At 50.5% G+C, this 23,022-nt stretch carries 16 protein-coding genes and 1 riboswitch; of the genes, 5 read left to right on the plus strand and 11 right to left on the minus strand.

What is annotated here, in order from left to right; genetic code table 11:
* Positions 1 to 54 precede the first annotated feature (54 nt).
* Positions 55 to 3,570 carry a PAS domain-containing hybrid sensor histidine kinase/response regulator gene (locus tag N7386_RS17925; protein ID WP_279770119.1) on the minus strand — a complete coding sequence of 1,172 codons (3,516 nt, stop codon included), beginning with the start codon at positions 3,568 to 3,570 and terminating at the stop codon, positions 55 to 57.
* Between the two features lie 157 nt (positions 3,571 to 3,727).
* Between N7386_RS17925 and N7386_RS17930 the strand changes: the two genes are divergently transcribed.
* Both N7386_RS17930 and N7386_RS17935 read left to right on the plus strand, forming a co-directional pair.
* The gene (locus tag N7386_RS17930; protein ID WP_279770120.1) at positions 3,728 to 4,903 is read left to right on the plus strand and encodes an MFS transporter; all 1,176 of its coding nucleotides are present in this window, start codon (positions 3,728 to 3,730) and stop codon (positions 4,901 to 4,903) included.
* 2 nt (positions 4,904 to 4,905) lie between these two features.
* On the plus strand, positions 4,906 to 5,895 hold the full coding sequence (locus N7386_RS17935) for an alpha/beta hydrolase (RefSeq protein WP_279770121.1): 990 nt from the start codon (positions 4,906 to 4,908) through the stop codon (positions 5,893 to 5,895).
* A gap of 117 nt (positions 5,896 to 6,012) precedes the next feature.
* Here the strand turns inward: N7386_RS17935 and N7386_RS17940 are convergent, their stop codons facing one another.
* The 4 genes from N7386_RS17940 to N7386_RS17955 all read right to left on the minus strand — a co-directional run bounded on the left by N7386_RS17940 (position 6,013) and on the right by N7386_RS17955 (position 10,765).
* Entirely contained in the window at positions 6,013 to 6,468 is a 456-nt protein-coding gene (locus N7386_RS17940; protein WP_279770122.1) for a hypothetical protein, read from the minus strand.
* A 126-nt stretch (positions 6,469 to 6,594) separates the two neighbouring features.
* The gene (locus N7386_RS17945) at positions 6,595 to 8,301 is read right to left on the minus strand and encodes an amidase (RefSeq protein WP_279770123.1); all 1,707 of its coding nucleotides are present in this window, start codon (positions 8,299 to 8,301) and stop codon (positions 6,595 to 6,597) included.
* A gap of 77 nt (positions 8,302 to 8,378) precedes the next feature.
* Entirely contained in the window at positions 8,379 to 9,491 is a 1,113-nt protein-coding gene (aguA, locus tag N7386_RS17950; protein WP_279770124.1) for an agmatine deiminase, read from the minus strand.
* A 395-nt stretch (positions 9,492 to 9,886) separates the two neighbouring features.
* The gene (locus tag N7386_RS17955) at positions 9,887 to 10,765 is read right to left on the minus strand and encodes a 3-hydroxybutyrate dehydrogenase (protein ID WP_347815254.1); all 879 of its coding nucleotides are present in this window, start codon (positions 10,763 to 10,765) and stop codon (positions 9,887 to 9,889) included.
* 140 nt (positions 10,766 to 10,905) lie between these two features.
* Here N7386_RS17955 and N7386_RS17960 point away from each other — a divergent pair, with 140 nt between their 5' ends.
* Together N7386_RS17960 and N7386_RS17965 are read left to right on the plus strand one after the other, a co-directional pair.
* On the plus strand, positions 10,906 to 11,613 hold the full coding sequence (locus N7386_RS17960; RefSeq protein ID WP_220053854.1) for a CoA transferase subunit A: 708 nt from the start codon (positions 10,906 to 10,908) through the stop codon (positions 11,611 to 11,613).
* Between the two features lie 9 nt (positions 11,614 to 11,622).
* Complete coding sequence (locus tag N7386_RS17965; protein WP_279770126.1) at positions 11,623 to 12,285, plus strand: 3-oxoacid CoA-transferase subunit B; 663 nt, start codon at positions 11,623 to 11,625, stop codon at positions 12,283 to 12,285.
* Positions 12,286 to 12,421: 136 nt separating this feature from the next.
* On the opposite strand, the gene metE is transcribed toward N7386_RS17965, so the two are convergent.
* The gene (gene metE, locus N7386_RS17970) at positions 12,422 to 14,704 is read right to left on the minus strand and encodes a 5-methyltetrahydropteroyltriglutamate--homocysteine S-methyltransferase (RefSeq protein WP_279770128.1); all 2,283 of its coding nucleotides are present in this window, start codon (positions 14,702 to 14,704) and stop codon (positions 12,422 to 12,424) included.
* A gap of 200 nt (positions 14,705 to 14,904) precedes the next feature.
* Here metE and N7386_RS17975 point away from each other — a divergent pair, with 200 nt between their 5' ends.
* Positions 14,905 to 15,810, plus strand: a complete 906-nt coding sequence (locus N7386_RS17975; protein ID WP_088210175.1) for a LysR family transcriptional regulator — start codon at positions 14,905 to 14,907, stop codon at positions 15,808 to 15,810.
* A 60-nt stretch (positions 15,811 to 15,870) separates the two neighbouring features.
* Here N7386_RS17975 and N7386_RS17980 read toward each other — a convergent pair whose 3' ends face one another.
* From N7386_RS17980 to N7386_RS18000, 5 genes are all read right to left on the minus strand, one after another.
* A complete protein-coding gene (locus N7386_RS17980) occupies positions 15,871 to 16,599 on the minus strand; it encodes an HDOD domain-containing protein (RefSeq protein WP_011718263.1) in 729 nt (242 codons plus the stop codon).
* A 281-nt stretch (positions 16,600 to 16,880) separates the two neighbouring features.
* On the minus strand, positions 16,881 to 18,842 hold the full coding sequence (locus N7386_RS17985) for a TonB-dependent receptor (protein ID WP_011718264.1): 1,962 nt from the start codon (positions 18,840 to 18,842) through the stop codon (positions 16,881 to 16,883).
* A 108-nt stretch (positions 18,843 to 18,950) separates the two neighbouring features.
* Positions 18,951 to 19,181, minus strand: a riboswitch (cobalamin riboswitch).
* 127 nt (positions 19,182 to 19,308) lie between these two features.
* Complete coding sequence (locus N7386_RS17990) at positions 19,309 to 19,977, minus strand: hypothetical protein (protein ID WP_279770131.1); 669 nt, start codon at positions 19,975 to 19,977, stop codon at positions 19,309 to 19,311.
* 244 nt (positions 19,978 to 20,221) lie between these two features.
* The gene (locus N7386_RS17995) at positions 20,222 to 21,658 is read right to left on the minus strand and encodes a hypothetical protein (RefSeq protein WP_279770133.1); all 1,437 of its coding nucleotides are present in this window, start codon (positions 21,656 to 21,658) and stop codon (positions 20,222 to 20,224) included.
* On the minus strand, positions 21,658 to 23,022 hold the full coding sequence (locus tag N7386_RS18000) for a hypothetical protein (RefSeq protein ID WP_279770134.1): 1,365 nt from the start codon (positions 23,020 to 23,022) through the stop codon (positions 21,658 to 21,660). Before N7386_RS18000 ends, N7386_RS17995 begins: the two co-directional genes overlap by 1 nt.

The following is a 23,022-nucleotide window of genomic DNA, read 5'->3' on the forward strand; positions in this document are numbered from 1 at the left end:
GCCACTGTTTTTTTTATCCGCATTTATTAATGCCAGAACCACGATAGTGCAGAGTTAAGACAATTGCTTAATTAATCGTTTTAAGGCGGTGGCTTTAACGGGTTTACGCACAAAACTGAACTGTGCGCTGCTGGTGTGTTGTCGCACGGATTCAGACGGATCTGCCGAGCAGATAATGCAGGTCGGACGCTGACTACTAAACACAGGATGAGTGAGTAAGCTTTGCACCAGATCGACACCGTTTTGGTCATCATCCAAGTGGTAATCGGCAATGATAAGCTTCGGCAACACCTGCTGCGCAAGTTGCTGCTCGGCACTTGCTTTATCCCGTGCAGTGAGTACATGGCAGCCCCAGCCTAACAGCAATGAGGAGATGGCCTTTAGCATTAACTCATCGTTATCTATGACTAACACGCTGATATTAAAGCTATCGTTTACGCCTTCCTCTTCGCTGCGTAGCTTAACCACATTACTGGGATTACTGGGTTTAGCCTGAGCGAATACGCGCGGCACTTCAACACTAAAACAGGTGCCCTTACCCACCTCTGAGTGCAACCTAATCTTAAGCCCGAGTAACTTAGCGATGCGATCGCAAATCGCCAGTCCCAGCCCAAGCCCTGGGATCTCCCGCGTTTGTTCGAGGCGCTCAAACTCGCCGAAAATCGCCTGCTGTTTATCTTGAGGAATGCCGGGGCCATTGTCCCATACTTGAATGAGCAGGCTATGTTCGAGCCGCCTCACACCCAGCAGCACCTTAGGCACAAAATCGGCTTGTGATAGCTTAGGCAAAGCCGCGCTGGCATTGAGCGACAGCGGCGTTTGCCGATTCACCGCGCCAGCAGGGGAATAATGGAACGCATTGGAGAGGAAATTTTGAATAATCCGTCGCAGCAAACGTTGATCGCTTTGCACTAAACAGGAGGAGAACTGATAGGAAAAATCTATGCCCTGCTCGGCGGAAAGTGCTTTAAACTCATTCACTAAGGTTGAGAGTAAATCATTGAGCGCAAATTGGCTCAGCTCGGTTTTAAGGCTGCTGCTATCGAGGCGGGAGATTTCCACCAGATCGGATAACAGGCTCTCCACCACATTTAGGGAGGCTTCAATATGGGTGGCGAGATCCTTGAGTTCGGTCGACGTCACCCGCTGTTTGAGCATCTCGGTAAACAGAGTGAGTGCGTTAAAGGGCTGCATTAAATCGTGGCTCGCCGCCGCTAAGAAGCGTGTCTTACTGCTATTAGCCGCCTCGGCTTCGGCCTTGGCTTTAGCGAGTTCCCTTGTGCGGCTTTCGACCCGCTTTTCGAGGTTTTCGTTAGCCAGTTGCAGGGCTTTTTCGGCCTGAATATGGGCGGTAATGTCGGTAAAGGTACTGACAAAGCCGCCACCCGGCATGGCTTGACCACGGATCTCCAGTACCTTGCCATCGAGCATAGTGCGCTGGAAATGGTGTGGGCTGCCGCTACGCATATGGGCGAGGCGTTTTTCCACCAGCTCATGGGCCTCATCACCCACAATAATGCCGCGCTCGATATTAAACCGCAGCAGCGTCTCTATCGGTATACCAGCTTTTACCAAATCTTTAGGATAATCAAGCAATTCAATATAGCGTTTGTTCCATGCAACTAGGCGCATATCGGCATCGACTACGCTGATCCCCTGCTCGATGTTTTCTACCCCTGATTGCAGCAGCTCGCGGTTAAACTCGAAGATCTGGTTGGCCTCATCGACTATGCTGACCACATCCTCCAGCGGTACTTGCTGGGAGCGTGAGGCGGCATTCATCACCATCCGCGTCGAGGCAGACCCTAGTACCCCCGACAGCTTAAGACGGGTGTAATCCACCAGCTCCTCGCGCCGTGTGGCTAATTGCAATTCCGAACCAAGTACTTTCGCCCTAGCCTGCAGGGCATCGGCTTCTTCCTTGTTGATAAAGCGGTGTAATAGGCTCGCCAGATCCTCAACCGAGAGGTGCCTTTCCAGCGCCACCTGTTTACGGTTAACAAACACATCGGCTTGGAGCACCTCCCCCACACTCTGCTCTTTCAGCAACGAAATCAGCACAAAACAACCGACGTTCGCGAGCAAACTATACAGTAGGCCGTGGCTGATATTATCCAGCCCCGTCAGGCCAAATAGCGCGGTTGGAGTTAACCATGGAATATTCAACAAGCCTTGGGTGACCCAGAGTGCATCGGGAAAGGTCGCGGGCAGCAGCAAGGTATAGAGCCAGACTAAACTGCCCATCAACATGCCCCAAAAGGCCCCTTGGGTGGTGGCGCGGCGCCAATAGAGCGCGCCCACGGCGGCGGGAAAAAACTGCGACAGCAGCACAAAGGATAATAAGCCAATGCTGGCCAAGTGATTCTGCTGATCGATATAACGCTCGAAGGCAAAGGCCGATAGCAGAATCGCCGCTATCGATATCCGCCGTAAATTGAGCAATATCCCCGCAAGCTGCGGTGTCTGTTGCGAGCTAAATTTCGGCAATCTCAGCAGCAATGGAGTCAAAATCTCGGTCGAAATCATGGTGCTGAGTACAATCGCCGCCACAATGACCATGGCCGTTGCCGCCGCAAGGCCGCCAATATACACCAAGACCCCAAGCCAAGCCTGCTGATAGAAGAGTGGTAAGGTCAGCACGTAGGTGTCGGCATCGACACTGCCGCCGGGAAAGCTAATCTGCCCCGCAAGCGCGATAGGCAATACAAAGGCATTAATCAGCAGCAGATACAGTGGCACCATCCAACGGGCGGCTTTTAACTCTTTGGCATGATGATTTTCAATCATCATCATGTGGAATTCCTGTGGCAGCGCATAGATGGTAATGGCGCCCAGCAGAATTTGTGACAGCACAAAATAGAGTGAATTCCCCTCAGAACTCGGCGGTAAGTGCTGACCCCGAGCGAGCAAATCACTAAAACCATCAAACACATAGAAAGTCGCGAACAACCCAACCGTGGTGAGCGCAAACAGCTTAACGATAGAGCTAAAGGCAATCGCCAGAACCAACCCTTGATTTTGTTTACTGGCCGAAAGCTGCCGTGTACCGAATAAGATACTAAAGATAATCAACACGATAGTAACGATAAACGCCGTGCTGATCCCAGACTGAAAGGTACCCGTTAAGAGGTCGAAGCTGGTACTTATCGCCCTCAGTTGCAGCGCGATATAGGGAATAGTGCCAAAGAGGGACACCATGGCAACGCTGGCGGCAATTTTAGGCGAGCGGTCGAAGCGGCAGGCGATAAAGTCGGCAATCGAGGTCAGGTTTTGGCTTTTGATGATCTGCAATGTGCGCATCAACATAGGCCACGCCAATACTAGGCAGATTATCGAACCTATGTAGATGGGCGCTAACCAAGCGCCCGTGGTCGCCGCTTGCCCAACCGTGCCGTAAAACGCCCACGAAGTACAACACACCCCCAAGGATAAACTGTACACCCAAGGGCGTTTACGCCATTGATCAATCGCCTGATTTTGCCCCCATTGGGCGACAATAAACAGCACAGCCAAATAGACAATCGATATAACGCTGATCCACCAAGTATCAACAGACAACCACGCCAGCAAGATATTCCCCAATCAACCTGTATACACCCAGCCAAACTACACTAGACAAACAAATTGTTAAACACTTGATAACAGCACGGTGCACTAAGGTAGTACTTATTTATCCCCCCCCATCGGCTAACCTACGGCCAATATTGACTCGAGGTTTTAAACAACTATGCCGATAAAAATTACCCATAAATATCTCGTAGAAGGCTTGGTTTTTACCAGTTACGTCTTATTTGCAATGGCATGGGTTGGCGGCACCGCGAGTATGAATAACATCATGGCCTCGATGCATATCGAGAGTTATGCCTCCGCCAGTTTATTGAGCGGCGCTGTCACCTTAGCCAAAATTGTCGGCACCTTTGCTGCGGCCTATCTCACCCTCAAATTTGGGGTGAAGTATGCGTTTTTAGTCGCGGCGTTATTGATAGTCACAGGCATCATGACACCCTTCGCTCCAAACTATGAGTTACTGCTGGTGAGCCGCTTTTTAATGGGGCTGGGCGGCGCCTTTATGATTGTCTATTTCAACCCGATTGTGATGCACTGGTTCGCCCCCGAAGAACGCCCAGTGATCAATGGATTAAACGCGGTGGCCTTTAATGTGGGCACTGCTATCGTGCTTTGGGGCATGCCGAGCATCAACGCCATCAGCGGCGGTTGGCAACAAAGCCTGTTGGTGTTTTCCCTGGCCAGTCTGGTACTGGCGCTACTCTGGTTATTGGTGAAGTTTGAACAAGCCCCTAGCCATCAAGCCAATGCACAACAAGATAACACCCACTCATACTCCTATCTCGATGGCTTAAAAGACGGCTTTAACTGGGCCTATGCCCTCACCTACTCGGGATTATTATCCTTTTATATTTGCCTATTCACCTTTTATCCGCAGGCGGGCATCAGCCAGAGTAAGTGGGTGATTGGTTTTGGGATTGTCGGCACCATAGCGGGGATACTCTACAGCCGTAAACAGCCCCTGCGCCTGCCGATTATTCGCCTCAGCGGCCTGCTTATTTTCTTAACCGTGTTAGGGCTCTCCTTCGGCTCGGCGCCTTGGCTGCAAACCCTGTGCGCTATCGTCTTAGGCTTTTGCATCTTTTTACCCGTCACCGCTTTAGTCTCGATTCCCCACGAGTTACCTAAGATGACCAGTCAAAAAATCACGGTGATTTTTAGCCTGTTTTGGTCCATCAGCTATCTGATTTCGACCTTAGTGCTATGGCTGTTTGGCAAGCTAGTTGATATCAACCAAGGCAGTTACTTTGCCTCGTTTGTGCTGATCACTCTGTTAAGCGCCACTGTGTTTATTGGCAGCTATTTTCTCCCCGAAACCGGACAAGCTAAGGAGTAAGCATGCAAGTTTCCCCACGCGGTACCGCTTCAGCAAAACTGACTGATTTTCTTGAGTTAGCGAACCAGAATATCGCCCTCGCGAAACAGCAAAATATTCAATACAGCCCACAACTGCTGCGGGAAAACTTGAATAAACTCGCGGCCCTGATGAGTGCTAAGCCTGAGGTGAGTTATATCGCCGATAAGGCATGGCAAGTTAAAGATGCGCAGCATGGCGACAGGGAAATTGGTTGCCGAGTTTATAGCCCTGCGCCCAACAAAGCGCTACCCGTGGTATTACATTTTCACGGCGGCGGCCATATGTGCGGCAGTGTGGAACTATACGACCCTATCTGTCGTCACCTTGCCAGTATCGCTCAATGTGTGGTGATCAGTGTTGAGTATCGCCTCGCGCCCGAACATCCCTATCCGGCGGGACTTGAAGACTGCGAATATGCCCTGCGCCACTATCAAAGCGTGCTGACTGAGGTGCAATACCAACAAGGTGTGAGCATCATGGGTGACAGTGCCGGTGGCGCGCTATGCACTAGCCTTAGCCAACGCAGCCTCAGCGACAGCACACTTAACATCGCCAAACAGATCTTGGTGTATCCCAGCGTGGATTACACTATGGCGAGCGCTTCCTATCAGAGTAATGGTGCGGGTTTCTTGCTCGAAACCCCGAGGGTGCAATGGTACTTCGAGCAATATTTTCAAGAAGTGGCTAAGGATGCCGAGCGAGTCAAACAAGCTTCCCCCTTACATGGCGAGTTCAACGCCAAACTGCCTAGCACCTTGATATTTACCGCGGGCTGCGACCCTCTGCGGGATGAAGGCATTGCCTATGCCAACGCCTTAACGGCGGCTGGCGTGCAGGTGCAGCACCATCAATTTGAAGACATGATCCACGCCTATATGCTGCTGCAGGATTTGGTTACAGAAGAATGCCTTGCGACCTACCGTATGATTGCCGCGTTTTTAGCTGAGCCCATAACCGCTAACACTCGCTAGCTCGCCCATTCAAACTCTCCCTCAAAGCACCTACACCCAAGATATGCTTGTAGGTGCTTATTTTTTAAGTAGTCATTAGCGGGAGGACATCATTAAAAAATACAGCTATACCCCAAATTACTCGCTATAAATCACGCCAATTTTCCCATTTAAAAATGGCACTTGGATTAATTGTTCATTCGTCCAAGGTGTAAGGTAACCAATTGATATAGCATTAGTTCCCAATTCACCCTCACCATAGGCGTACTCGTGACTAGTGTGAACCTCAATCAGCTCAGGAGTGAGCAATGACCATACAGTGACAACATCAACCCTGAACTCAACAGGCACGATATTACAAGCATGAATAAACTCGACCACTTTAGCCGCTATTTCATCGCGCAACGTCTCGCTCGGCTCGATAAGTAATGTGAGGGCCGTGCGTTGACTGGCCGAAGGCCCATTAACCTCACCATGAATAACCAGTTGAAAGTCTCCCCCGAGGTAGGGAATCGACAATGAGGTTTGCCAAACTTTGGACTTTCCTTTAGCTCTGAGTACACCAAAAGGCATGAGGTCGATAGTGCGGTACATGGTTAAAGTAGAATCCTAACGCTGGAATAGGTTTGATAAATAACGCATGAGAGATTAACGCGAAAAAAACGGGATGGGTATTGTTACCCATCCCGTTTTGTATTTCTCAGTCTTACGGCGTAAAGCTTATTGACTCAGCGGCGGTGTACGCGGCGGAACCATACGCTTATTGCCCGTTGACTCGAACGCGCCAGCAAACTTCAGCAGATTGTTATCATCGTAGGCACGGCCCGCGAAGGTTAATCCCACTGGCATACCAATATCGGCCATTACGCCCATAGGCACAGTCACAGTCGGCACGCCTAAATGGCGAATCGCAAGGTTACCGTTTGCTACCCAAACCCCATTGCTCCAAGCGATATCGGCTGAGGCCGGATTCACATGGGCATCGGCGGGGCCAACATCGGCCACGGTCGGGAACAGCACGGCATCCAGCTTAAGTCCGTCCATCCAGTCTTCGAGATCCAGTTTACGGGTCTTTTCTAAACCACGCAGACCATCGGGAATACTGTCGATCTGGTCATAGGATTTCAGGCCGCGTTTGGCCATATTGACATACTCTTCCATGCCCGCCGCTAAGTCACCCTCACGGTTTGGCAAGGTGCCGAGGTCATGGGGGAATATCAAATGTCCCACCACATCTTCAAGCTTGTTGAGTTTAGGGTCGTTGTTCGCCCGCAGGAATTCATCGAACGCCCAACCCGAAAGCTCCCATAATTCATCATGGAGGAATTGGGGCGTCACTATGCCGCGGTTAAACACGGTCGGCGCGCCGGGGCGGTCGCCTTCACAGTTAGACACCAGCGGAAAATCGACTTCAATCACTTCCGCACCGGCGGCTTCTAGGGCTTTACGCGCCGCTTCCCACAAATCGATAACAGATTGGCGAGTATGAATGCGTTGTCCCGTTGGTCCACCGATACCTGGGTTTTCGCTGGTACCTGCGAGTTCATCTTTGTTGATGTACATGCGCGGTACGCCAAAACGCTTCCCCTTAAGGGTGTCGGCGCTGGCGGCGAGTGCCAGATAGGATTCTGGGCGAACGCTAGACGCTTTAGGGATTTGAACCCAAGGTTGCAAGCGCCAGAGGTCGCCACGGGTGATAGGGTCATCGGCCACAATCACATCCAGCACTTCGAGCATATCCGCCATAGTGCGAGTATAAGGCACGACCACGTCCATGGTTGGGGTCAATGGCCAGTTGCCACGCACCGAAATCACCCCGCGAGACGGCGTATAGGCGCACAAACCGTTATTAGACGCAGGGCCACGACCACTCGACCAAGTCTCTTCGGCAAGACCGAACGCCGAGTAGCTTGCCGCTGTTCCTGTACCCGCTCCGTTGGATGAGCCCGAGGCAAAGGGCGCCGTCAGATAGTTCGCATTGTAGGGGCTTTCGGCGCGGCCATAGTGACCACGCTGCATGCCGCCATTCGCCATCGGTGGCATATTGGTTTTGCCTAAGCAAATAGCACCCGCGGCGCGTAGGCGCTCGACGGCAAAGGCATCGTACTGGGCCACTAAATCTTTAAATGCTGGGCTGCCAGACGCCGCCGTCAATCCCTTCACTAAATAGCTGTCCTTAGCGGTGTAAGGAATACCATCGAGCGGGCTTAAGGTTTCGCCACGGGCACGGCGCGCATCTGAAGCCTCGGCTTCTTTCAGCGCATCGGGATTGTGCACCACTAACGCATTCAGCTTAGTCTCAGTGGCAGGCCCATCGTAAGCCGCCACTCGAGCCAAATAGGATTTCACCAACTCAACCGCAGTCGTGCGGCCAGATTCGAGCGCTTCACGCAGCTCGGCAATGGAAACTTCGGTCACTTCAAACATCTTACGCCCTCCCGCTGAAAGCCAATTGTGGTGCAATAACAGTGACATCAAGCGTCATACTGTTCTCCTTGGTGTACTTACTTTCCAGAAGGGATCTGCTGGGTAATACAGTGGATATTGCCGCCACCTAATAAAATCTCCCGCGCGGGCACACCCACAATCTTGTGCTTAGGGAAAATTTCCTGAAGTTTTTGCGCGGCGATATCGTCGGTTGCAGGGTCAAGCAGTGGGAATACGATACGATCGTTAGTGATTAAAAAGTTCACATAAGAACCCGCTAAGCGCTCGCCCGCAGTGCGCGGTACGCCAGTGCCTTCTGTCACGCCTTTTGATTCTTCTTCGGTGCAATACAGAGGACCCGGTTGTGGCAGCAGGTGAATTTTTAACTTGCGACCTTGGGCGTCAACCGTGTTTTGCAACACGTCCAACGCGGCTTTCGAGCGTGGGTATTGTGGATCGGTTTCATCGTCGGTCCAGTGCAGGATCACTTCACCAGGGCGCGCAAAACAACACATGTTGTCGATATGGCCGTCGGTTTCGTCCATATAAACGCCCTCTTCCAACCAGATAAACTGCTTAACATTCAAATAGTCACGCAGTAAGGCTTCGATCTGCTCTTTCGTCAGTTCTGGGTTACGGTTGGCGTTAAGTAAACATTCGGCCGTAGTCATACAGGTGCCTTCACCATCGACATGGATAGAGCCACCTTCGAGGATCAACGGCGCACTATAACGGGCAAAACCATGTTGCTTGAGCATTTGTGCGGCAACCTGTTCGTCTTTATCCCATGGGAAATACAGACCACCGTTGTGGCCACCCCAAGCATTGAAGCCCCAATCCACACCACGGCATTCGCCCTCGGCATTAACCACCACAGTAGGTCCAGTGTCGCGAGCCCAGCAGTCGTTACTGTCGATTTCGACCAGAGTCACGTGGGAAGGCATCACTTTTTGAGCTTCTGCTAAAAAGGCCTGAGGCACACCCATATAAACGGGAGTTGCCCCACCAATAGCATCGGCCACCTTAGCAAAGGTCGCTTGAGCATAAGCACCTGCAGAGCGCCAGTTATCAGGACGATATGGCCAAATCATCCATACGGCTTGCTGCGCCGCCCATTCGGCGGGCATATAAAAACCATCTGCTGATGGCTTAGTCGTTAACTGCGTGGCATCCACATTCGCGTTTGTCATGAGTTTTGTCTCCAGTAATGCTCAAATCTATAAGGGTGTACGCCCCGTTTAGGACGACAGAATAGAAATACACCTAACATAATCAAATAAATAAATCGAATAACCGCATTCATCACGCGGCGCGTTAGGTCAAAATTGCCACGTCTTCACTAGGTGAGTTTTCACCTGATAAACATTCTGGCGCCTATCTTATCATTTAAGACGGCTTTCGCTGAATAGTGCTATGCAGGGCATTGGTGAGAATTTACAGGATAATGCGCTATTTGCTGTCAGTGGCCGCTCACACCATCCACCCAAGCCAATGTAAAAAGGCGAACTATAAGGTTCGCCTTTGTTATTAACTTCTTAACAAGCAAGTGAAAATGAATGTTGGACTGTCGCAGTCAATACCAAACCTATTGCGCGGTCCAGGCGCCATCCATAGCCAGCGATGCGCCCGTAATTCCCCGCGCCGCACTGCTACATAAAAACAGCACAAACTCGCCAATCTGACGTGGGTCGAGCATCTCTGGCAGGGGTTGTTTTGCCGTGACGAGCTGGTACTTAGCTTCGTCGTAACTTAAACCCTTATTGCTGGCGATGGCCTCAATCTGCTTGTTGATCAGCGGCGTATCCACCCAGCCAGGGCAAATCGCATTGACGGTAATCCCCTGCTCGGCGCACTCGATAGCCACGACTTTGGTTAAGCCGACAATCCCGTGTTTAGCCGCACAATAGGCCGCCTTGTTGACCGAGGCTACTAAGCCATGCACCGAGGCGATATTGATAATGCGGCCCCAACGCTTTTCGGCCATCGCAGGCACGGCTTGTTGAATGGTATGAAATGCCGAGGATAGGTTAATGGCGATAATGTCGTTCCATTTATCAATGGGGAAATGCGCAACATTTTCAGTGTGTTGAATACCGGCGTTATTCACCAAAATATCAATACTACCCAATGCCTTAACGCCAGCATCCATAAAAGCATGAATGCTCTCGGGATCCCGCAGATCGGCGTTACTGAAATAAGTGTGAATATGATATTGCTCGGCAAACTCCGCCGCAAGGCGCCGCCCCTCGGCTTCTGGCATTAATCCATGCAGGATCAGATGACAACCTTGCTCCGCCAACACATGGGCCGTTGCTAAACCAATACCACTGGTGGAGCCGGTGATCAGCCCTACCTTGCCCTTTAAGCTTGAGTGTTCAACCGCCATATTGCTTGTCTCCCGATGCTTTAAAATCCAGTCACAGTCCTTTATCCATGCCTTGAACACAGGCATCGCGGGGCGCACATTCCCAATGCCCCAGACTCAATACCATTAGAATATGGCAATTGGCCGCGGTTTTATTTGGCACCTTAGTACCATAGGAGCGCCCGAGAAATTGGGTAATAGTAAGCGCCACACTTTCAGCAAGCGTAAGAGAGCACTCCATGTCTGGATTGAATAAGGTGGTTACCAGCTACGCCGATGCGTTAGCGGGACTCGAAGATGGGATGACGGTGATCGCGGGCGGCTTTGGCCTTTGCGGTATTCCTGAAAATCTCATCAAAGAAATCAAACACAAGGGCACAAAAAACCTGACCGTCGTCTCCAATAACTGCGGCACCACGGAATACGGGCTTGGGATCTTACTGCTCGATAAACAGATCAAAAAAATGATCGCCTCCTATGTGGGTGAAAATGCCAACTTCGAGGCGCAGATGATGTCTGGCGAACTGGAAGTCGAACTCACACCGCAGGGCACGCTGGCGGAAAAAATGCGGGCGGCGGGCGCGGGCATTCCGGCTTTTTATACCGCAACAGGCTATGGCACTGACGTCGCAATAGGTAAAGAAGTCAAAGAATTCAATGGTCGCCATTACATTCTTGAAGAATCCATTACAGGCGACTTTGCCATAGTCAAAGCCTGGAAGGCCGACACCTTCGGCAATTTAGTCTTTCGCAGAACCGCCCGTAACTTCAATCCCCTTGCCGCCACAGCGGGCAAGATAACCGTGGTGGAGGTGGAGGAAATTGTCGAGCCGGGTCAATTAGATCCCGATGAAATCCATACGCCCGGCATCTATGTCGACCGACTTATCCAAGGCAGCTTCGAGAAACGTATCGAGCAACTGACTACCCGTCCCTCCAGCAAATAGGATTTGGTTATGGCACTTTCAAGAGAACAACTCGCCCAGCGCGTCGCCCAAGAACTCAAAGATGGCTATTACGTGAATCTCGGTATTGGTATCCCCACACTGGTGGCCAACTATATTCCCGAAGGCATTGAAGTGATGCTGCAATCCGAAAATGGTCTGTTAGGGATGGGGCCTTTTCCGACCATGGAAGAGGTCGATGCCGACTTAATCAATGCCGGAAAACAAACCGTGACTATGGCAAGGGGCGCCGCCCTCTTCGACTCGGCCGAGTCCTTTGCGATGATCCGCGGCGGCCATGTGGATCTCACCGTATTAGGCGCCTTTGAGGTCGACACTCAGGGCAATATTGCCTCCTATATGATCCCGGGCAAATTAATTAAGGGCATGGGCGGCGCCATGGATCTTGTCGCCGGCGCCGACAATATCATTGTGACCATGACCCACGCCTCAAAACACGGTGAATCTAAGCTATTAACCGAGTGCACCCTGCCGCTAACAGGTAAGGGCTGTATCAAAAAAGTGCTGACGGATCTGGCCTTTATCGAAATCAAAGAAGGCAAATTTCATCTGCTCGAACGTGCGCCTGGCGTGAGTGTCGAGGAAATTATCAAGCTCACCGCAGGCGAATTGGTGGTACCTGAGCATGTCCCAGAGATGATGTTTAGCGAATAAGCACCATTAAACAGTAGGCTCAAGTGCGCATTCAAATATGCCTTTTCAAATCACCAATAAAAGCAGGGATACCTTAGGTATCCCTGCTTTTATTACGCTATGCCAAAGAGGCATTCATTGCGGATATTACACGCGCTTAGCCAAGGCGGCGACGCAGTTCGCGGGTCGCATCGACCATATTCTTCAACGCGGGTTCTACCTCATCCCAAGTGCGGGTCTTCAGGCCGCAATCGGGGTTAACCCAGAGTTGGCGCACAGGCACTTTTTGCGCCGCTTTTTCGATAAGGTGCACCATGGCCTCAACACTTGGCGTATTTGGCGAATGGATATCGTAAACGCCTGGGCCAATTTCATTTGGATATTCAAAATCTTCAAAGGCGTTGAGCAGTTCCATACGTGAACGCGAGGTCTCGATGGTGATCACATCCGCATCCATGGCGGCAATGGCGGCGATCGTGTCGTTAAACTCGCTGTAGCACATATGGGTGTGGATTTGGGTTTCATCCACAACACCCGCCGCACTCAGTTTAAAGGCATTCACTGCCCAATCTAAGTAAGCTTGCCACTCGCTTTGCTTTAATGGCAGACCTTCGCGGAAGGCTGGTTCATCAATTTGGATAATGCCAATGCCTGCATTTTGTAAATCCACCACTTCATCACGAATCGCCAGCGCCAATTGGGTGGCAATGGTATCGCGGTTGATATCTTCACGGGCAAACGACCAATGTAGAATCGTCACCGGACCCGTTAACATACCTTTGACGGGTTTGTCCGTCAGGCTTTGGGCGAATTCGGCCCACTCTACTGTCATCGCTTTCGGGCGGCTCACATCACCATAAATCAATGGCGGCTTAACGCAGCGAGAACCATAACTCTGCACCCAACCATTTTTGGTAAAGCCCACGCCTTCGAGCTGCTCGCCGAAGTATTCCACCATGTCGTTACGCTCGGCCTCACCGTGTACTAGCACATCGATACCGAGTTTAAGTTGGCGGTCGATGGTATCGCGGGTCACTTGCTGCAACTGCTCGGTATATTGGGCATCGCTTAACTCCCCTTTGCGCCAGCGGCTACGTAAACCACGAATGGCGGGCGTTTGTGGGAATGAGCCAATCGTGGTCGTGGGCAGCAATGGCAAACGATACTTGCGCTGCTGTACCGCTTGGCGCTCAGTAAATTCGCTCACACGTTCATAGTCAGCTTGGGTGAGCGCAGCGACACGGGCGATCACTTTTGCATCCGCAGCCTGTGCCTTAGCCTCACGGCGTGCCAAACAAGTGTTAACTATCTCTTTGGCGGCAACAGACTCTGGAGCCTGTAACAATTGGCGCACATTGGCCAGTTCCAACAGCTTTTGCTTAGCAAATGCGAGCTGCTGACGTAACGCTGGCGTGAGGGTTGTCTCTACCTCTAAATCCACAGGGCTGTGCAGCAGTGAGCATGAGGTGCCAATCCATAGGCGCGCGCCGTCTTGTGAGCATAAGTCTCGGGCAACACTACCGATACGCTCGACAATCAGGTCAACCTCTGCCGCCCACACGTTACGGCCATTAACTACACCCGCTGAGAGAATTTGATCTGATCTTAAGGCATTGGCAAACAAGGCCAATTGTTCAGGGGCAGTCACTAAATCGAGGTGCAGACCCGCCACCGGCAACGCGGAAACCAGCGCCTGATGATGACTAATGCTGCCATAGTAACTGGTGAGTAAAATCTTCACTTGAGCCGTTTTAAGCGCTTGATAAGCTTCGCTAATCGCCGCTTGCCAATCGGCGGTTAATTCGAGTGCTAGGATTGGCTCCTCAAGCTGTACCCAAGTCACGCCCTGCGCGGCAAAACGCGCAAGAATGTCGGCATAGGCCTTTAACAGATTGGGCAATAGGCTGAGTTTATCGAAATCCTGACCCACGGTTTTGGCCAGATACAAGTAACTCACAGGGCCTAACAATACGGGCTTGGCTTGATAACCCAGCGCCTGTGCCTCGGCCACTTCATCAAAAAACTGCTCATAGGCGATAGAGAACACTTGATCTTGCTTAAGCTCTGGCACTAAGTAGTGATAGTTAGTGTTGAAATACTTCGTCATTTCCGAGGCTGGCGCATCGGTGCCAGTTGGTGCACGGCCACGGGCAACGCGGAATAAGGTATCAAGATCGATAGCACCCTCGCCGCGGTGGCGATCTGGGATGGCGTTAAGGGTTGCACTCAGGGTTAACACTTGATCGTAAAAGGCAAAATCACCCACTGGTACTTGCTCGATCCCTGCGGCGACTTGCCATTGCCAATGGGTACGACGTAACTCCTTGGCCACCTCATGCAGTTCAGCTTGAGTGCTCTCACCACGCCAGTATTTTTCGAGGGCAAATTTCAGTTCACGACGACGCCCGATACGGGGAAAACCAAGACTGTTTAATTGCATACCATATCTTCCTTTATTTGAGATAAGCCATATTCGGCACTAGCACCCAGCTGATGGTGTTTTCTTGGCAACTTTTCGCATTTAAGCCTAGATAAATCACAATGGGCGTCTGGACGTCTAGAAGTTTATTGTGATAGTCTCTATGCCAGCAACCGAATTGATTTCAAGCACAACATGAGCGAAATTCACTTGGAGTGATCATGATCGAACTAAGACATCTGCGAACCTTAATGGCACTGAAGGAAAGTGGCAGCTTGGCGGGCGCAGCCAAAAAACGTTTTGTCACTCAATCGGCTCTCTCCCATCAAATTAAGGAGTTAGAGCAACGAATTAACTCGCCCATTTTTGTGCGTAAAAGCAAACCCCTCTCTTTTACTCAGGAAGGCGCACGCCTGTTGCACCTCGCCGAGGAGATCCTGCCTAAGGTGTTAGAGACGGAAACGGATCTGAAAAATGGCCTAGAGACAGAGACCAATCAACTCAGAGTGGGGATTGAATGCCACAGCTGTTTTCGCTGGTTAATGCCAGTGATGGAGCAATTTAGGCAAGATCATCCGCAGGCCGAGTTAGATCTGTCGAGCCGTCACCTGTTCGATTCGCTCAATGCCTTAGAAATGGGCGAACTCGATATAGTGCTGACCTCGGATCCCGTGCCTGGGCACTCGCTCGCCTATCAGCATTTGTTTGATTTTGAAGTGAAGTTAGTGGTTGCCAAGGATCATCCCTTAGCGAAAGAAGCCTATGTTACGCCTAAGCAATTGGCGCGTTTACCCATAATCAGCTACCCAGTGCCACTGGCGCGTTTAGATATTTACCGCCACTTTTTAGAACCCGCAGGTGTTGAGGCGGGTGAACAAAAGACCTGCGATTTGACCATGATGCTATTGCAACGCATCGCCTGTAAGGACGGTATCGCCGCCCTGCCCAACTGGTCAATCAATGAGGGACATGGCTTGAGCCTCGCCGCCGTTAAACTCGGCCAAGAAGGCTTAAAGCGCCCACTATTTGGTGCCTATCGCCGCCACAGCGCGAACTCGGCCTTAGTGCAAAACTGGCTGCAACTGGTGGCAAGCGAAGGCTTAGCGCGTCAGCAAAAATCCAATTAGTGCCGTAAATCAGCATAAAAAAAGCCTGCAATTGCAGGCTTTTTTATTAAAGGTACATGCCTAGAGCGGGTTGAGTAACATGCCGCGCATCGAGAGCACACGGCGTAGAATCAACCCGGGAGAATTTTGATTACGGGTCTGGCGCAGATTATGGGCGATCATAAACTCTTGGCGCAGATCCTGATCGAGATCTAAAGCCTCAAAGGCTTCGATGGTTAAGGTCTGCTGCTGATTATCAATCAATGACTTAATCACGCTTAACGGGAAAGATTGCTCAGAGCTGGCATTTAAGTATGCAAAAGCAGTTAAGGCAATGATTTGCCCGAATACGCTAAACAGCGCCAAGGTTTGTACTTCATCGGGATCAACTTCAACATCCGGCATATCGACTAGGCTGTCGACCGCGTCGGTAGCGATATTTTCCGTGAGTTTCCAATAACCTTGTACCAACTTCTTATAGGGTTGGGGGAGTTCATCGAGGCGTTCTTTCAAGTAGAAGGTGAAGGCATAACGATAAATATTGACCTGGCCTAAACGGATCAGGGCGTCTTTTAAGGAACGAGATTTAGGATTTACGACGCCTGAAGCCTGCGCCGAATTACTGCGCATCAACATGTGGGCAGCTAATGCGGGATCGCTCGAAATAATATCGATCACATTACGAATGTCGCCTTCGGCAAGGATCGCTTTTTTGAGTGGAATTAAGATCCCACGGCGACCGATCACTTGCTCTTCATTCGCTATGATGGCTCTCACTTGAGTAAAAACCTGTTGCTCAAGATCTGTCATAAGACACTTTACACCTGTTAATTTGCTATAAGATGGTTCGAATACCGCTCACATCATACCCAAACTACAAAGAATTTCAGCCCTAAGTCGTAGAATAATTGTGACTATGCTTTAGATGCAGTGATCTACAGCACAAGCAACGACTTAGGCTATCTGAATATAGGGCGAACTTATAAAGAATACACCGAGAAAATGGATTTTTCTCTGCGTATAGCCAAACAACGGAAATAATAAGGCCAGACTAAGTCTGGCCTTATATAGATTAACGATTAGTCTCAAGCTTAGAAGCGGTAACCCACAGTCAAGCGAATATCACGACCTCGGCCCGTGTAATAGCCGTCATATTCTCCACCAGCATAATAGCCAGAACTGACATACTCTTTATCAAACAGGTTATCGATACGCAGGCTCGCTAACCAAGCGTCACGGGTATAGTTCAGGGCCAGATTACCTAAAACATAGCTAGATAATTTATCGCCTTGGTTAGCGTTATCGCCTTCGATAAAACGATCGCCCGTGTAAATCGCCTCGGCAAACACTTGGAAATGCTCGGCAAAATCCATGCTAACGTAACCGCGTCCCGTATGCTCAGCCACCCAAGACAATTGCTTGCCATCATTCACCCCATCGGTAAATTCGGCATCGATATAGTTATATTCCAAACCTAAGGTAAGGGCTTGAGTGACCTGCCAATCCCAATCGGCACTCGCGCCATAGCGACGTGAAGCATCGGCATTGACGTTGGCGCCTTGGAAGCTGCCACCAACAGGTTTTTCAGCACTCGGGTCGAAGACGATTTCATCTTCTAAATCGAGACGATATAGGCTGACGCGTAGGCTTTGGCTAGCAACAGTCCAATCCCAACCAGCCTCGTAGGAGCGGCCCGTCTGCGGCTTTAAGCCATACACATCTTTCGGGGTGTAAGCTTGCTCATCGACCTTAGCGAAACGGAAGTTTTCATCACCACGCAGATAGAATCTGTGCTCGGCGCTCGGACGGTAATTTAAACCGAACTCGAATGCGGTCGCATCTTCATCTAAATCGATACCGTTTGGATACACATTGCCATCGACCAGATCGTCGGTCACCCGCGCATAACGTCCGCCCACCACATAGCTTAAGGTGTGGCTTAATGGCACTGTGGCTTGCAGGTAAGCACTCTGCATTTCCTGCACGTTGCTGCGCGCCATAGAGTCAAACTCTGCCTTACCGCGGCTGATATCCAAACCTGTGACTAGATTTAGCTCACCTTGACGGGTGCTGTAATTAGCAAGCGCTTTAGGACTAAACATCAGCAGCGAGCGAGTATTATGGCTACCCGCCCCCCAGTTTAATGAGCTCACTAAGGTATCGCTGTAATCCAGATCCGCCGCCAAGGCCCAGTTTTGGTTAAGCTGATGCTGATAACCGCTGCGCGCCGCAGTGGTCATCTCATGAACATATTCGCTGCTATTAGAAGACTGACGTGGATTTTCTTTGAACTGCTTAGGGGTCAACGCCCCAGGATTCTCGCGGTCATCATCGTAATAGCTGGTTTCAACGAAGAAAGAATCTGTGGCAGTTTTATATTGAATACGGCCTAAGATAGAGCCAGTTTCATTGGCATTATGCTTACGATAGTTATCGCCTTGGTTGTAGCTACCGGTCAGGAAATAGTGCCAATCTTTATTGATGGCGCCCGACACATCGCCGCGACCTTCGTAGGTATTAAAGCTGCCGCCGGATAATTGCACGCTGCCGCCCGTATTCTCAGGCGATTTAGTTACAATGTTGATCACCCCGCCTACCGCTTGGTCGCCATAGAGCACGCCGGCACTGCCCGATAGAATTTCAACACGCTCAATTAAATTGAGCGGAATCGCATTCAGGCTAGGCGCGGCGATATCGATATTATTTAAGCGGCGACCATCGAGCAAAATCAAGGTGTTGTTAACCGCAGAGCTCGCGCTAAAGCCACGCATCGCGAAACTAGTACCAATGTTATTGTCGGATAGCTGAATACCGCTTTGACCACGTAACACTTCGGTCAAGCTGGTTGCGCCACTCTGCTCAATCGCAGCGGCATCAATCACATTCACATTAGCGGCAATATTTAAGGGGGTCTTGTCTGAACGGCCAATGACGACAATATGCTCATCGACTTTGGCAACGCTGGCATCATCGGCCGCCACGGCGGGGGCGATAACAGAAAAGCTGCAAAGGCTGCCGATCAGCAGCGCGATTTTAGTTGGATGTGTTCCCATTTTACCTTTAACTCCTGCAAGGAAAACGGGGCATTGGCGCCACGATACCGTTGATTCAGTAACAAATACTGACAGTCACTATCGCATTTTGAGATCTGCCCACCGAAATCTCAAAAACACCTTTAGGGCCGGTCTCCGGACTTAGGCTATGTCTATCTCAACGAGAGATAAACGCGAAACTGACCTTTGCACACTCGATTCTCTGGCTCATCTTGAGCTACCTAACGAATGCGGTCGTCTCTCACCTTTTACCGTTGCGGGGGCAGTGCCAGAATTTCACTGGCTTCCCGATTATCTCGCGACGAATGCGTCGCAAGCACCACAGAAGGTTGACTAAAAATGAGGTTCATAGGGCGAAAAAACCAGTTAACGCCCAACAAGGCTCGTGGCATATCAAGCCTGAGCGCGCGCATTATAGACGTCTATACGGATGAAAGTCCATGATCATCCGTCTATCGACTGACAACTACTTTAAGGAAAAGGGCGCTAAGGCAGAGATAAAGTCGGCACTGTTGGCGGCTTGCAGAGGAGGTTTATCGGCAGAAAACACCTCACCACGCATCGATTTATGCAGCAAATACAAATCCTTGTCGCCACTCACTACAGTGTAATAACCAATTTCGCCCTGGGGATGAGAGGTAAAGGCCGTTGGATTAAATTGAGTCGCGCCATGGAGATTCGGCATAGTGGTACAACCAAGAATGGCTTGAAATCCGTCGTGACCATCCACTTGGGTATCCCCCAGCTTTTGGTAAACCACCTCACCGTCACAGGAGGCTTGGTAAGTCTCGGCCATCGCATCTAAAAACTGCTCCGGGCTGACGCTTTCGGCCATATCCTTAAAGCCTTGCACACAAAACAGCGCACTCCATTGATTGAGCGCCTCCTGCTCCGGCACAAATTCCGCCATAAACATGCCCGCACGTTCTTCATGGTAGGCTTTGCGCCACCCCTCTGGCAGGTTAAATCCTAATTGCTGGCTAAAGACGGGGAGCACATGGGAATGGGAAGCACTGCTCTCATGGCGAGGCATATCCAATTTCGCCTCAACGGATTCAGAACCGATTAGGCTGCATAGCATCAATACGCTCGCGCCCTGCCATAACCTCATCTGCATATGGGGTATACATTTCATTATTATCATCCTTGTATCGCATTGTTATGGGTTAATACGACATATGAAATTGCATAGAAAACATCCAGCATTCTAGCGAAGATGTAAATAAGATAACAGTTAAAAAGCAAAACAAAATGATACTTATACAGTCATAACAACTGTAAAACAGCAAATAGCAGCCAAAGATAGGTCGGTGAGGGATAAACAAGCTGGTGAATGAACCTTCACCAGCTGAGAAATGCCCTACATGCCCAACAATGAGTTAGTCAAATGACCAATTGATTTTACGCTGCGGCCTTGCCTGACTCAAAATCGCCTGCCGTTGCTCTGGGGTCTCACATTGGGCAGCGGGGGTAAATTCCAGCGGCTTAACCACCAAGGAGTCGGCAGGTTGTACCGGCGATTTATCAAACATTCCCAGATTCATCGACCAAGAGACCCATTCTCCTTTTTCACTGATCCCCACAAAACCATCATTTGCCTGCGCTAACCAAGTGAGGCGCGGAATGCGTTCAATCAGTTGCTCGACATTTTTAAGGTCAGCCCGATAACCGACGGGTACCACTTTGCCGTCGGGGCGCGTAAAGGCAAAGGAGGACTTACCTAGGGTAATTTTGCTGCCTTGCTGCCAATATTTGTCGAGGATCTCTTGAGCATGATGAAAGCCAAACAGATAGGCGTAATCCGTATCGTCGGCGAGAATTTGCGGCGTGGCGTTGTCACGCAGTAGCAAGAATCCCGGGCCAACGCTGATAATATCCTTCACGCCTGTGATATCGGTTTTCTTGATCCAATCGACGCCACAGTTAATGCCATCGCCCCAGAAATGGGCATCCCCCGTTGGACTTAACACCGCAAACGCGCAACTGTTTGCCGTGAGACTTGCTACATCCTTAAGCGCGCTGCGGATAGGATAAGCATCACTGCGCCAGCCCCAACTCACCACTGAGCCATCTTTTTTTAAGGCGGCATAGGTATTTTGAAAATATTCGATATGTTTAATATCCGTCAGCTGCGACTGCAACTTCTTCATATTGGTCGAACTTTCAACCTCCCCCCAAACTACGGCGCTGGCGTCTTTTTTCAGGGCAATAAAACTGCGCCCTTTAGCAAAGATATCGACCACATCGACTAACTCATCCTGCACCTGCAAACTATTGCCGCCGTAAGGCCCGTAGCCCCAAGTATGTACCTTACCATTGGCGTCGAGGGCGGCTATGGCCTCTCGGTTGGCGAATAGCTTAGTGATATTGGTCATGCGCGCTTGCAATACCTTGTCCAGACTCAACTTGCCCGCATTACCCCAATAGACCACAGTGCCATCTTGGCGCAGCGCAGCAAACCCATCTTTAACTGGGACAATTTGCTTCACTTGCTTGAGCTCTGGCGTCACCTCACGGCTATCGCCACCGGCAAAACTGTCGCCCCAAGTGATCACCTCATCCGAGTTAGTTAATGCGGCGAAGGCCGTGCTGTTGGTCACCACAGTCTCAACTGCGGGTAAATCGCAGGGAATATGGCGGTAATTCGGATTTGCCTCTTCCTTAAACTGGATAAGCTTGCCGTTATCAAATTGCAGCAAGGATTCCTTTTCATTTTCGACTACGGCTACGGGTTTAGGCTGACTACAGGCGGTTAATTGCAACGCCACTAAGGCAGCCACCAATGCCAAGGGGCGTGATATAGGATAAGACTGCATTACTTATTTCCCTGTTTTGCTGAAACTTTGGTTGCTGAAATTTTGTTTACTGAAAACGCGGGTTGCTGAATGGGTTGTGCTAACTTAGCTGCTATCGACTCGAGTAGCGGCTTAAGTTCGTACCCAAAACCCTGACGCGAATCGATACGGGTTAAGAGAACTTGAATTTGTTTATCTAGCGCCTGTGCACTGTCTTGGCTGAGAGTATCGAACGCCTGCGCCTGTGTTAAGGCTGTTAAGATCAACCGTTGAACTGGGCCGATTGTGCGCCCCACTTGGCGGTTCAGTACGGTATTGTCGAGCACTAATGTTACTAAGTAGAGTAAATAATCGAGGTGCAGCGCAGAATCGACTTGGCATTGCTTTTCATCCGTCAAGCCGAATGTGAGTACTTTGGCCTCACACAGCGCCTTCAATGCCGCTAACTTTTCTGCGGTTAATTCCAATGCAAAGGGCAACTGCTTAGTGCGCGTCATCAGCACAAAGCTGGCTAAGGTTTTAGCCGACAGCGCCTGTTTATTACGGGCGAGCATCGCCAGCGCTAAGTCGTGAAATCCTAATGAACTCAAGCGATAAAAGCTTATCATCGCAATAGATTCATCTACCGACTCCAGCTTTTTTTTTCTCGGTGAAGATTGCATTTGTTCGAATAAATCGACCAAACGCGGATAGTGTTCAGGGCAATGACCTATATGCTCAGCCGCTTCCCAGACTAGGATATTCGCAGCAGGATGCTGGCGATAGGTTTCGAGCAAATGGATAATCCCGGTGTAATCCTGTTGCCGCCCTAAACGCCTAATCATTGGCACATAACGGGACTCGGCCCAGCGGATCCTTAATAGCGTCAAACAGAAATAACCGACCAGCAAACTGCCTAATATACCTGCGATACCAAAGCCCAAATCTAGCTTGGCGCGATCGCGGGTTAATTCGAGATCGGCGCTCGCCCGTGTTGGCGCCTCGGGAAGATAATGCACAACACTTTGCCCGTAGTTGGGCACTAATGCGCCTGGGGTGTCGCCCTGCGGCGGCCGTAATTGATAGGTCGCTTGGCAATTCACGCCATCGAGCTCCCATTGACGGACGAGCTTGCCTTCGGCGGTGCGATACTCAACCAAGCAAATCAATCTTTGGTTATAAATTCCTGTCGAACTGCGCTCACTGCGATAGGCAGTTTCAATCACTCGACCAATGGCCACATCGCCACGCTCCAGCAACTGATTGACCAGAAACCACTTTTGCGCCCCTTCCCAGAGGAATAGCGCGGCAACACTCATCAAAAGGAGAGGGACACAGGTCAAGAGTATTGCTAACCAGCCCCAAAAACGCGTGGGTGCACTCGAGGTTAATTGACTGCGATTCAT

Source organism: Shewanella sp. GD04112, assembly GCF_029835735.1.
Lineage (GTDB): Bacteria > Pseudomonadota > Gammaproteobacteria > Enterobacterales > Shewanellaceae > Shewanella.